Here is a 12344-nt window from a genome sequence, read left to right as displayed (position 1 = left end):
CCCATGACCGACAAGTTCGATTTCAAGCCGGAGACCCTGAAGAAGAAAGAGGACGAGGAGCGCAAGGGCGGAGGGTTCCTCCCCGGCCTGCTCTCCCGACTCGGCCTGGGCGGCGCCGCGGGCGGCGGCGCCGAGGCCGGTCTCGGCGGAGGCGGCCTGCTCGCGAGCAAGGCCGCGGTGGTCGCCCTCCTCCTCGCGGGCACGACCGTGGCGGCCGGCATCGGCATGCTCGGCAGCGGCTCGAGAGGGACCGCGCGCCACGTCTCCGGCGGCAGCGTCTTCTCCAGCGACAAGGAGGGCGCCATCGGCTCCGCGGCCGAGCTGTCCGCGGAGGCGCCCAGGGCCTCGGCGGACGGCGCCTCGTCCTCGCTCGACTATCTCGCCAGCGCCAACGCTCCCGCGGAGACCCCGAAGGACGCCGCGGCCTCCGGCGGCGAGACGGCGGACGCCTCGGCGACGGCCGAGGACGCGAACGCCGGCTCGCACGCCGCGGCGGCGGGCGCCGCCGGGAGCTCTCCGCGCGCGGGCGCTCCGCGCCCGCAGATGGTGAAGAGCGCCGGCATGCCCTCCACCTCGGGCGGCGGGAACACCCCGCGCCTCGACGCGCAGGCGGGGCTCGCCGGCTCGGGCTTCCAGAACGTCTACAAGGCGCCTCCCAAGGGGACGAGCGGCATGAGCGCCGGCAGCCGCGCGCGCATGGGCGCGACGCGCCTCTCCGCGATCCGCCCCGGCGGCACGGCCGCCAAGCAGCTCGGCCAGACCTCGAAGGTCGTCAAGGGCAACCTGCGCTCGGGCAACGTCTCGAGCCCGGGCTCGGGCCTCACCTACGACGGCGGCGCCGGCAGCGTCGGCTCGGCCGGCACCGCGGCGAGCGGCGCGGGCATCGGCGGCACGGGCACGGGCGGCGGGGGCATCGACTCGAGCCCGGGCAGCCAGGTCTCGAAGGACCTGCGCGAGGTCCAGCCCCCGCCGGAGCCGGTGAAGGACGCGGAGGACAAGACCCCGTACAAGAACACCATGTACATGGCCATCGGCGCGCTGCTCGCGGGCATGGTCTGTCTCTTCGCGGCGGGTCAGTTCCAGAAGAGCGGGAACTTCGCCGCCGCGCAGGCGCTGGGCTGGATCGCCGCCGGCCTCGGCGTGGTCGCGGCGGGGCTGGGCGTCGTCCTCCTCAGCCAGTACGGCCAGACGATGCAGGGCGGCATGTTCGCCCTCTCCGGGGCCTTCCTCGCCTACCAGGGGTACAAGGCCGCCACGGACGCCACCGCGGCGGAGCAGGCGCAGGCGAAGATCACCGCCCAGAACACGGCGCTGCAGAACAACTGCAACACCATGCTGAAGCCCGGCGGCTCGATGGCGAACGTCCAGGGCGCGAGCTCCTCCGGCAACGTGACGGGGGGCGAGTGGATGAGCCAGCAGCAGGCCGCGGGCACGAACGTCACCTGGACGCAGAACGGTTCGTCGATCACGGGGACGGCGGTGAACCCGGCGAACGGGGCCACCGTGGACACCTTCGTCCTCCAGCAGGCGCCGGTGAGCGCGGCGCCGGGGACCCTGAATGCGGCGCAGTTCTCGCAGCTCACGGCGCCCCCGCCGACGACGGCGTCGCTGGGAGGAGTCCAGGCGACGCCCGTGAACGCGACGCCTGTGAACGCGACGCCCGTGAACGCGGCTCCCGTTCAGGCGACGCCTGCCGTCGAGCCGCCCATCGTGGAAGCGCCGACGACACCGCAATCGACGGTGCAGCCGGGGATGTAGGACGACCGGGGAGATGCGACTATGAGCTCAGAGCGCGAAGAAGACAAAAAAGGTGGAGCGGTCCCGCCCTGGATGGGGGGGACGGCCCGCGTGGGCTCCATGGTGCGCGGCGGCGGCGCCGTCGGCGGACGCTTCGGCGGCCTGCTGAGGGGCGTCTTCGGCGGCCGGGTCGCGGCCTTCCTCACGAGCAAGAGCATGGTCGCGGCCGCCATCCTCGCGGGCCTCGCGGTCTCCAGCTACGGCCTCTTCGACATCGGTCGGCGCGGCGGCATCGGCGTCGAGGCGCCGCGGAGCGCCTCCGGCTTCCGCTCGAGCTACAGCCCCGATTCGGCCGCCTCCCTCTACGCGTCGGGCTCTCCTTCGTCCGGCCTCGACTACGCCCAGCAGGCCAACCGCGGCGCGTTCGCCGACGGAGAGGGGGCGGGGAGCGGCGAAGCGGCGCAGGATGCCGCGGGCGCGGCGGAGACCTCGCCTGAAGTCCCGTCCGCGGACGCGGCGGCGGGAGCCGCGCCGGACGCGGCGGCGGCCGCTGCCGCGGCCGCCGCAGGGACGGGGAAAGGCCTCGCGAACGCCGGTTACGGCAAGTTCAGCTCGGCGAGCGGCGGCCTGGGCGGCGGCGGGGCCTGGGGCGGGGTCGGGCAGGCCTTCTCGCAGCCCAAGCTCGGCAACACCCAGCTCGCGCAGGCGCGGGCGTTCTCTCCGTCGAACAAGGCGAGCGTCCGGCGCATGAACACGGCGCGCAACCTCGGGCGCTCCGGGATGAAGGGCGCGACGGCCCGGCGGCTCGACAACATGAACCGCGCGATGTCCGCGACGAAGAGCGGCAACGCCGAGACGGCGGCCGCGTCGCAGACCCAGCAGTGGAGCAACGCCGCGCCGGCCGGCAGTTCCGTGCAGGGCGCCGGGGTCGGCGGCTCGCCGACGAGCGGGGCGTTCGTCCCCGGCAGCGGGTTGGAGGACGGCGGCCCCGTGGGCTCGGGGACGCCTACCCCGAGCACCGAGGTCCCCTCGGCGGGAGAAGGGAAGAACGTCACCCCTTATCAAGGGATGGTGGACATGGCGACCATCATGTTGATGGCGGCATCGGTGCTCCTTCTCCTCTCCTATCTGGTGGGGATGCTCGGCAAGACCTATCCCATGGCCTATACCATCGCCAAGTACCTCGCCTACGCGGCCATGGCCTGCGCGGCCATCACGGCCATCATGGGCGTCGCCATCATGGCGCAGGGCGGCCAGGCGATGCAGGGGCTCATCTTCACGGGCGTGGGCGCATTGCTGACCTATATCTCTTATACCGCGGCCGAGGGCAACGCCCAGGCGGCGGAAGGCCAGGCCGCGGCGCAGGGTTCCGCCCAGGCCACCGCCGCAGGGGACGCGGGCGCGCAGAGCGTGGTCGGGGGCTCCGGCAGTACTTCGGGCGCCGCGTCCGCGCCCGCCGCATCGCCGGCCCCCGCGTCCGCGCCCGCCGCATCGCCGGCCCCCGCGAACACCGGAGGCGCGACGGCGGCGCCGGGCATGTAGACGAGTGATTTCGCTCTGTGGACCGTGCGCGATGGAGAGGAGAGGAGGGGCATCATGAGCTCTGAAGAGAAAGAGAAGAAATCCGGCGGGGCGCTCCCGCCCTGGATGTCGAGCGGCGCGCGCGTGGGCTCCATGACCCGCGGCGGCTCCGCCGTCGGCGGGCGCCTGGGATCGCTGCGCGTCCTCGCTCAGCGGCTCACGGCGGCCGTCAACACGAAGCTCGGGGCGGCCGCCGTCGTCGCCCTGCTCATGACCGTCTCCGGCTTCGGGCTCGCGGACATGACGAAGCGCGGAGGCTTCGGCGTCGAGGCGCCGCGAAAGGCGCTCTCGGCCCCGAGCTTCCGCTCGAGCTACAACCCCGACGGGCAGCGCGACGCGGCCTACGGGGCCTCGGGCCTCGACATGGCGAGCAAGGCGAACAAAGGGGCCTTCGACGAGGGGGCGCCTTCGGCCGACGCTCCCGCTCCGACGGGTGAAGGGTCCAAGGACGCCGCCGCGGGCGGCGAGGAGACCCCGCAGGCGCCGGCCGTCGATGCCGCCGCGATGGCGCAGGCGGCGGGCGCGGCTGCGGCGCAGGGCGGAGGCAAGGCGCTGCCCAACGCCGGCTACGGCAAGTTCAGCTCGGGCATGGGCGGGCTCGCGGGCGGCGGCGGCATGGCGGGCGGCGTGGGACAGTCCTTCCAGAGCCCCAAGCTCGGCAACGCCCAGCTCGCGCAGGCCAAGGCCTTCAACAATCCTTCGACCGGCAAGGTCTCGCGCGGGATGACGCCGGCGCGCAACATGGGTCGTTCCGCGATGAAGGGCGCGAACGCCCGGCGGCTCGACGACATGAACCGCGCGATGGGCGCGACCCGCCGCAGCGGCGCCGAATCGGCGGCGGCGACGCAGACTCAGCAGTGGTCCAACGGCGCGCCCACCGGCAGCGGCATCCAGGGCGCCGGCGTCGGCGGCGCCGGGACGGGCGGGCAGATCAGCGGCGACGAAGGCGTCGGCGACGGCGATCCGGTGGGGAATCCCACCGCGACGCCTCCGCAGACCGAGCCCCCGCCGGTCGACGGCGGTAAGAACGTCACCCCCTACCAGTCGCAGGTGGACATGGCGGTCATCATGCTGGCCGCCTGCGCGTTGCTCATGGCCATCGCGTACGGGGTCTCGAAGATCAAGGGGTGGCCGCCGGCTCTGGCCGTCGCGTGCTTCATCGCGAAGCTTGCGGCGGTGTGCGCGGCCATGGCGGCGCTCTGCGGCGTCATGATGATGGCCTCGGGCCAGATGGCGCAGGGCGCCATCTTCACCGTCTGCGGAGCCCTCGGCGCGTATCTCGCCTGGACCTCCGTCGCGGAGAACCCGCAGGCCCTCATCGGCAATACGGTGCTCTACGCCGCGGCGGTCTCCGCCGGCGGCGCGATCGCCGGCAGCCTCATGAAGGATAAGGCGGAATGAACCGGGGACGGATATGATCCTGGGAGGAGTTTATGGCTGACGACAGCGACGACGACATCCGCGTGCGTTCCGGGGACAAGGACAAGGACGACCGCAAAGCCGGCGGGGGCCTGCTGCCCGGCTCCTCCGGCGGAGGGGTCGCCCTCCCCGGCGGAGGACCCGCCATCGCCGTGCGGCAGGTGCAGCCCTACATGCTCCGGCTCGCCAACCTCAACGGCGGGAGCTGGCACGGCATCGCGCGCGTCTACCCGAAGGGCTTCGCCGGACAGTTCATGAGGTTCCTCGGGTCGAAAGCCGCGCTCGGCATCGTCGTCGGAGCCGCGGTCTCTGTCTCCGGCTTCGGGATGCTCGACATGGGCAAGCGCGGGGGCTTCGGGAAGGTCCAGGCGGCCCGACGCGCCGCGCCCTTCCAGTCGAGCTACAGCCCCGACCAGCTCAAGGACGTCGCCGGTCCGTCGCCGGCCGGTCCTTCCGCGCTGGCGCTCGCGCAGAAGGCCAACAGCGGGCTCTTCGCCCCGCCGCAGGCGGCGGGGGGGGACGCGGCCGCTCCCGCGCCGGACGCGGCGGCGGCCGCGGCCGAGGCGTCGTCGCCGGAGGCGGCCGCGGCGGGCCAGGCGCCCGAGCAATCCCTCGGCGCGGCGCAGCAGAGCGCGGCGAAGATGGTCGCCGCGCCTCTGGGCAAGTTCAGCCAGCGCGGCCAGCTCAACGGCGGCGCGGGCATGACGAGCGGCATCGGCGGGACCTTCAAGCAGCCGGTGGGCAACACCCAGCTCGCCCAGGCGAAGGCCTTCAACACCGCGTCGACGGGGAAGGTGACCCGCGCTCCGGTCGCGGCGGTCCCGCGCGGCTCTTCGTCGTATAAGAGCGCCACGGCGCGGCGGCTCGACCGCATGAACCGCGCGATGGGCCCGACCAAGACCGGGAACGCGGAGGCGGGCTCCGCCGTCCACACCCAGGAGTGGTCCAACGCGCAGCCGGCGGGCAACGCCCTGCAGGGCGCCGGCGCCAGCAGCGCGATCAGCGGCGGCCCCGACACGAGCGGCGAGGGCACGACGGGCGGCACGCCCATCGAGCAGCCGGGGACGACGACGCCCGCGCAGGACGCGGCGCCCGACGTCGGCGACACGGAGAACGTCACGCCGTGGCAGAAGATGGTGGACGGGGCGACCGTGCTCCTCGGCCTGGCGGCCTTGCTGACCTTCATCGCGTACGAAGGGATGGTCGAGGCCGGACTCTTCCTGTCGATGAGCGTGGCGATGGCCGAGGCGATCGCCATGGTGGCCGTGGCGATGAGCGCGATGGTCACGCTCATCGGCGTCATGCTCATGGCTCAAGGACAGATGCTCCAGGGAGCCATCTTCACCGCGACGGGCGGTTTGTCGACGTATTTCGCGTATCAATCGCTGCTCGCGGACCCCGAGGTCGCCGAGGAGTCGTACAAGCAGATCGCACTGGCCTCGCAGATCGGCGGGGCGGTCGCCGGACAGCTCCTTAAAGGGAAGATGAAGTAGAGGGGAAAGAGGGGAGGCGTCTATGGAGAACAGACCCGAAGGCGTGCCGGACATCCCGGTGCTGAGGAAGGAGAACAAGGAGAAGAAGCGCGGGCTCGGCTGGCTCTTCCGCGGTTCGCCCTCCGGTTCCTCCGCCGTCGCAGCCGCCGGGGCGCGTCAGGCCGGAGGCGGCCTGCTCGCGGCCCTGAGCGGCAAGGTCGCGGTCGCGGCGCTCGCGCTCGGCGTGGGCGGGGCCGGGCTCGTCGGCTACGGCTACCTGAGCAAGGGGCAGGCCTCGGCGTCGAAGTCGCCGAACCTCTCTCCCATCGCCTCGGGGATGCAGATCCAGAAGCGCAACGCCGACGGGAGCCGCTCGCTGAGCTATCTCGCCGACGCCTCGAAAGGCGAGGTCAAGTGGGACGACCCCGCGATGGCGAACGCGGCGGGACCCAAGGGCGGCGCGGCGGGCGCCGACGCGGACGCGGCCAAGGAGGGCGGCGCCGACGCGAAGGCGGAGGGCGCCATGCCCGACGTCGGCGCGATGATGGCCGGCGCGGGCGCCGGCGCGGGCGGCATGGGAGGGCTCTCCGGGGCGAAGCTGAGCCAGGGGACCTCCGGCTCGAGCGCCTTCGGGAGCAAGAGCATCTTCTCCGGAGGCAGCAACAGCATGCGCGCTCCGGGAGCCAAGCCCGGGGCCGGGCAGATGGCGCTCGGCCGCACGGCGACGGGGAACCTCTCGATGAAGCGCGGCGGCGAGCGCGCGAGCGCGCGGGCGCTGAGCACGCGGGGGGCCAAGTCGAGCCGGGCCATGGGCCAGCTCAAGTTCTCCGACCGGTTGTCGGCTCAGGCGAAGGGAGCGGGCGGCGAGCAGAGCTCGCAGTACGCCACCGACGCCTTCGAGCAGGGCAAGACCCAGGGCGGCAGCATCGACGGACCGGGCGGCGCGGGCATGGGCGACACGCCGATGGTCATGGGCGGCGGCGGCGAGAGCCCGTCGGGCAGCGGCAGCGGCTACACGCAGCCCGACCCCGGCGCGGGCCAGAACGTCACGCCGTATCAGGGGATGGTCGACGGAGCGCAGGGGATGTCGAACATCGCGATCATGCTCTACCTCATCGCGGTCGTGCTCCTCGCCATCGCCTACTACATCTGGGGGATGGTGCCCTACGGCACGGCCATCGCGATCGTGCTCATCATCCTCGCGCTCGCGCTCATCGCGATGGGCGTCATGATGTCCGACATGGCCGGCAACATGGGCGACACGGTCAGCGACGCCTACGGCCAGAAGGAGCAGGGAGAGATCATCAAGGACGACGCCGACGCCGCGAAGGGCGGGAAGCACGGGACCTACCAGGGCGACGTCAAGACCCGGGGCACCGTGCAGACCGACGTGGGCAAGGAACGCAACGCGACGTACCAGGAGTGAACGGGAGATGATCAGAATCAAGAAGCTCGACGCGCCGGACTGCGCGAGGCTCAACATGGCCATCGGCGTCGGCCTGTGGATCGGAGCCTTCGTGAGCGCCCTGGTGTTCATCTGGCTCGGCAACAAGTGGGGGCACGTCCCCGGCTTGCTGCACCGGCTGACCACGCGGTCGCTGCCGCTGTTGGGCGGGGAGATCCTGCTCGGTCTGGCGTTCTACGCCGGCTGGATCCTCAAGCCCGGCAAGGACGTCGCCGCGCAGTAGCGCGCCGTCCGCACCGTAATCCGGGGGGCTCCGCACGCGGAGCCCCCCGGCTCATCCCCCGCCGATAACCCCCGTATATCACTCCATCCAGTCGTTATACGGGGTCGTTTCACGAGTGTGGCGGTTTCCTCCGCCACACCGCTCCGGGAGGGGGGCAGGGCCCTCCCCCTTGGGGAGCCGCCGAGCGGAGGCCACGTCGGAAGGACTTTTCCTCTCCGCAGCGAGGGAACCGCGCTCCCCCTGGCCGATTACCGATCGGCCGGGCGAGCGCGGCGGCGACAGAGGACCCTTGACAGTGCCATTAGTCTCCTTTTACACTAATAGCGAGACACGGGCCGAGGAAGCCCCTCGTCGGCGCGTCTACTCGGGGTCATATGAGCGAATTCCTTGAGAGGAACAAGAAAAAGGGTTGGCTCGCACTGCTGCTCCTGCTGCTCGGCCGGGGCAAGGGCATCGGCCCGCTCATCGCGATGCTCTGCATCCTCTCCGCGCTCTTCGTCGCGCCCGCGGGGATGCTCAGCAACGTCCCGTGGCTCTCGAGGGCGCTCTCCCACGTCGGCCTCGGCGGCCTCCTCGGGCAGAAGGAATATTCCTTCGACGGACTCGACGACGCCTTGCGCTCGGCCCGCAACGCGCGCAACATCGGCATGACGACCTCGGCCTCGCGCTCCGGCGGCGGCGGCTCGGAGTACTACGGGAAGTCCACCGTGGGCCTCGTGCAGGGCGGCAAGGAGCTCGTCGACGGCCGGATGGCCGGGAAGGACGGCCTCGGCGAGAGCGTCGCGAAGAACGGCGGCCGCAGCGTCTCCGGCGTGCTGACGCCCGATGACGCGAAGAAGCGCGCCGACGGCGTCTCCGTCGACGAGGACGAGATGCGCAACGGCCTGCTCAAGAACGCCTTCGCCGGGATGACCGGCGGCGCGGAGGGGCTCAACCCCGCGGCGCTCGCCGGGCTCGACAGCTCCGCCCTGGCCGGCGGCGCGTCGACCCTCGCGGGCCGCAACGGCCTCTCCGGCAAGAACGGGCTCGGCAGCGGCCGGGCCGATTCCGGCAACCTCGCCAAGAACGCGCTCGCGTCCGCCCGGGTCCCGGTCGTGGGCGGCGGCCTCGCCGTGAAGGGCGCCGCGGGCGACAAGGTCGCGTGGTCGCGCCTGAAGGGCCTGAAGACGAGCCTGCGCGGCGTGAACACCGCCGTCCCCGTCAACAAAGGGACCGTGATGTATCAGCTTGCGGAAGGCCGCGCCTACAGCATCGCGGCGGCGCCCCCGCCCGGCTACTGCAACCCGGGTCCCTGCCCCAACGAGTACGCCTCCAACACCAGCGGCGCCGTCTTCGACGGCAAGAAGCCCGGCGGCAACATCATGACCGCCGAGGAGGCCGGCGACCCCGGCGTCCCGGTCACGCCCGACGACGGGCAGATCGCCTCGCTCATCGACGAGGCCGATCAGATGGAGGAGGACGCGAAGAAGTGCGAGGCGGCCGAGCGGGACTACGGCCCGCAGGAGCGCCAGGTGATGAAGCAGATCCAGGCGACCTCGGACCGGATCAACTCGACCTGCCAGGGCGGCGGCTGCAAGAGCAACGCCGGCACCTGCCGCGCTCTCGCCAACCAGATCCGCTCGCAGTGCGGCCAGTACAACAGCATCGCCCAGAAGAAGGCCAACGCCTGCCCGCTCATGAACGGACAATATACCCAGATGAACTGCAACCAATAGACCAGACGGGAGGAGCCATGACCCCTGAACAACCCCCTAAGCCCGTGTCTCAGGACTCCCAGAAGGACGAGAAGAAGTCCGGCGGCGGCACCCTTCCCGGAGCCGGGAAGGAGATGCCCTCGTTCCTGAAGAGCGCCCCGAGGCCTTCCGGCGCCCCGATGCTCCGCGTGCGCGGCGGCATGGGCGGCGGCACGTCGATCCTGGAGCGCCTGAAGTCCCTGCGCAAGAAGGACCTCGCGTTCATCGGAGCGGGCCTCTCCGTGCTCGTCATGGCTCCGCTCGCCGAGCACTTCATGATGACCCCCGAAGACCAGGGCGGCGCCATGAAGTCGGGCTTCAGCGCTCCCTCCTCCTTCCCGGGCGACGTCGGCAGCATCTACGACCCCGGCACCGGGAGCTTCTCCCCCGGCGGCCTGCTCGGGCAGGGCAGCGACGTCATCACGCCGCTCAACGTGCGCGACCCCAGCGCCCTCATCATGGGGCCGGGCGCGACGCAGAAGCCGGCGGCCGCGGCCACGGTCGACTCCTCGGCCTCCGCGGCGAAGCCGGCCGACAACACGGCTTGGAAGGACGCGCTCGCCGCCGCCCAGAAAGGGGCGTCGGCGGCCACGCGCAAGGCCAGCCTGCCCATGCCGCACCCGAAGCTCGCGGCGGGCATGCGCGGGCTCGGCGCGGTCGGCGGCGGCGGCGGCGGCTCGTTCACGCTGCCCGGACTCTCCGCGAGCAACGTCCCCAACCGCGCGGGCGGCGGCGGCAGCCTCACGCGGGCGCAGGCCGCTCCCGGCTACCGCGGCGCGGCTCCGCGCTCCAACGCGTCGGGCGGCAATGAAGGCATGAAGGCCGCGGCCGGACGCCAGGGCGACATCCTGAACAAGGGCGGCGGCGCGGCCGGCGCGCTCGATCAGGCCGCGCGCGAGGCCATCCCCGGCGGGCACAACGACGTCGGCGGACGGCCCGGCGGCGGCGACGAGTTCAAGTCGCCCAGCCACGCCGACCCCAAGGGGAACAAGAGTCTCGGCGAGTCGCTCGCCTTCCTCAAGGCGAAGATGGAGATGGAGAAGCAGATGGAGCTGAAGTGGAAGAAGAAGATGTGGAACGAGTTCGAACGGGGCAAGATGATCGAGGAGACGATCATCAAGTCCGCGCTCGAGAACATCCTCGGCAAGGGCATCTTCGAGCCCATGGGCAAGGCCATGGGCGACCTCTTCGGCAGCCTCACCGGCGCCGACAACGGCTACATCTGCGTCTACAAGGCGGGCCCGAGCGCGGGGTCCGTGGCCTGGAAGGGCTCCACGGAGGCCTACCGGAAGTGCAAGGGCGACCCGACCTGCGCGACGACGACCTTCGACCCCGCCAAGGTCAACTGCATCCCGCTCTCGGGACAGGGGACCGTGGACGGCGCGACGAAAGACCCGAACATGTCGGACGCCTCGACGGTGCCCTCGCAGGTCGCCGGGACGAAGCCCGGCTCGGCCGACGCCGCGGCCATCAGTCAGCAGACGCAGGGGCAGTTCGGCGATGCGATGACGAAGTACGGCGCTTCGCTCGGGGACATCAGCAAGCAGTTGAAGGATTCGAAGGCGGCCTGCGGCGGCGACAAGGCCTGCCTGGACAACGTGGCCCTCGGAGAAAGCGCCTACGGGCAGATGGACGGCGCCTTCAAGTCGCTCCAGGAGATCCGGAAGATCAACGGCGAGGCCAACTCCAAGATCAAGGGCGCCAACGACGCGATGAAGTCCCTGCTCACGGAGGAGGGGAAGTTCCTCAACTCCGAGCAGAACACGGCGACCGGCGTCAATGCCGCCGTCGGGTCCAAAGGCAAGTACGTCCTCAACGACGAGAAGCCGGACTACGGCGTCAAGGCCGCTCAGCCCGGCATCACGGCGATGAACAAAGAGGACCTCGAGAAGATCGCCACCAAGGAAGAGGACATCAAGACCCGCGTCGAGACGCCCTTGAACGAGGCGAAAGAGAAGGTGGCGACCGCCCGGCAGACGCTCGAGCAGAAGGTCGAGGCCGTCTACAACAACGACGGCCTGCAGACGAGCATCGAGAACCTCTCGACGAACGTCGCGGACGCCCAGGGGAAGACCGCCGGGGCGGAGGGCGCGACCGCCGGGACCGGGAACATCGCCCAGAAGTTCTCGGACGCGAAGACGAAGCTCGGAGAGATGAACACGGCGGTCAAAGGAGCGCTCCAGCGGACGGACCAGGCGCGGGAGCTCGCCGAGACGACCATGGCCAAGCTGCAGGCGGCCGACGCGCGGATCACCGGCGGCGGGGCCTCCGCGCAGTCCTCGGTGAACGCGAAGCAGACCGTGATCGACGGGAAGACCGCCGCCGCGAAGGCCAACGAGCTCGCGACGACGCTCGCCTCGCCGCTCGGCGCCGGAGCGGTCGCAACGGTCACCAAGGAGCAGCTCACCGCGGCGCTCAAAGAGGCCCGGACGAAGCAGGAGGCGTTCTCCGAGGTCTTGACGGCGACCGCGAAGGCCCATAAAGAGGCGGTCGACGCCCTGGGCACGGGACAGACGCAGGCGGGAACGGCGCCGGCCCCCAAGTAGCCGTTCGTCCGCGCACGAGCCCGGGCGGCCGGAAGGCCGCCCGGGCTCCTCTTTACAATATAGGCCTTGCGACCCATGGACGGCATGGGCCTTCAAGGTCTTGCTTATATTAAGGATAGGCGGTAAACTGAGGCTAGAGCGCCGAGCCCGCCGTCCGGGGCGTGCGCT

Annotated in this window: 8 protein-coding genes; all 8 read left to right on the top strand. The window is 71.5% G+C overall.

All coding sequences use genetic code 11. The features are described 5' to 3' along the window. Window positions 1-3 precede the first annotated feature (3 nt). The 8 genes from WC969_06865 (at window position 4) to WC969_06830 (ending at window position 12176) form a co-directional block, all read left to right on the top strand. Window positions 4-1758 carry a hypothetical protein gene (locus WC969_06865; GenBank protein MFA6029555.1) on the top strand — a complete coding sequence of 585 codons (1755 nt, stop codon included), beginning with the start codon at window positions 4-6 and terminating at the stop codon, window positions 1756-1758. Window positions 1759-1779: 21 nt separating this feature from the next. Next, a complete protein-coding gene (locus WC969_06860; GenBank protein ID MFA6029554.1) occupies window positions 1780-3279 on the top strand; it encodes a hypothetical protein in 1500 nt (499 codons plus the stop codon). A gap of 54 nt (window positions 3280-3333) precedes the next feature. Beyond that, complete coding sequence (locus WC969_06855; GenBank protein MFA6029553.1) at window positions 3334-4719, top strand: hypothetical protein; 1386 nt, start codon at window positions 3334-3336, stop codon at window positions 4717-4719. Between the two features lie 32 nt (window positions 4720-4751). After that, complete coding sequence (locus WC969_06850) at window positions 4752-6230, top strand: hypothetical protein (GenBank protein MFA6029552.1); 1479 nt, start codon at window positions 4752-4754, stop codon at window positions 6228-6230. A 22-nt stretch (window positions 6231-6252) separates the two neighbouring features. Continuing rightward, window positions 6253-7635: a hypothetical protein gene (locus WC969_06845; protein MFA6029551.1), complete on the top strand. Its 1383-nt coding sequence runs from the start codon at window positions 6253-6255 to the stop codon at window positions 7633-7635. 7 nt (window positions 7636-7642) lie between these two features. Next, complete coding sequence (locus tag WC969_06840) at window positions 7643-7897, top strand: hypothetical protein (protein ID MFA6029550.1); 255 nt, start codon at window positions 7643-7645, stop codon at window positions 7895-7897. Between the two features lie 374 nt (window positions 7898-8271). Then, window positions 8272-9612 carry a hypothetical protein gene (locus WC969_06835; GenBank protein MFA6029549.1) on the top strand — a complete coding sequence of 447 codons (1341 nt, stop codon included), beginning with the start codon at window positions 8272-8274 and terminating at the stop codon, window positions 9610-9612. Between the two features lie 17 nt (window positions 9613-9629). Next, window positions 9630-12176 (top strand): hypothetical protein, encoded by a 2547-nt coding sequence (locus WC969_06830; GenBank protein ID MFA6029548.1) that lies wholly within the window; start codon window positions 9630-9632, stop codon window positions 12174-12176. Window positions 12177-12344 lie beyond the last annotated feature (168 nt).

It is taken from the genome of Elusimicrobiota bacterium, assembly GCA_041660925.1.
Lineage (GTDB): Bacteria > Elusimicrobiota > Elusimicrobia > UBA1565 > UBA1565 > JBAZUV01.
This window is presented reverse-complemented; position numbering and strand designations above follow the sequence as displayed.